Here is a 589-nt window from a genome sequence, read left to right on the forward strand (position 1 = left end):
TTGTTCACTTTGGCTAATGAAATTTCAGGCAGCACTGTGTACTCAGAGAAAGTAGAACAACCCATGTAGTGGAAGATGGTTTCACCGTTGATAGAAAAACGGCTTGTACCATCTGGCATCAGACCTTTACCTTGTGTTTCACGCACGGCCTGACAAAGGTTGGTTTTGCCCGATTTACAGAACTTACACTCGCCACATTCTGCGGTGTAAAGAGGAATCACGTGGTCGCCAACCTCAACGCTGGTAACACCTTCGCCAACCATTTCAACAATACCGCCGCCTTCGTGACCAAGAATCGAAGGGAAGATGCCTTCTGGATCGTCGCCTGACAGAGTGAACGCATCAGTATGACAAACACCTGTCGCGACGATGCGCACTAGCACTTCACCCGCTTTAGGAAGCTGTACATCCACTTCTTCCATTTTCAGTGGCTCGCCAGCCGCCCACGCAACCATTGCCTTGGATTTGATGTGAGTTTGACCAGGTTTGATTTCAAGAGTCATTGGATTTTCCTTTATATTCTCAGTATATGGAGTGACGTAATAAGCGTAGTTAAGGTTTGCTTCCTGCGCTGCGTCGTTTTGTTGGT

1 protein-coding gene is annotated in these 589 nt (G+C 47.5%); it reads right to left on the minus strand.

What is annotated here, in order from left to right; all coding sequences use genetic code 11:
* Positions 1-503: alcohol dehydrogenase catalytic domain-containing protein (locus R7Z50_RS29270; RefSeq protein ID WP_318149986.1), on the minus strand; the 503-nt coding region annotated here is incomplete at its 3' end.
* Between the last annotated feature and the right edge of the window lie 86 nt (positions 504-589).

It is taken from the genome of Vibrio sp. 1249-1, from assembly GCF_033340495.1.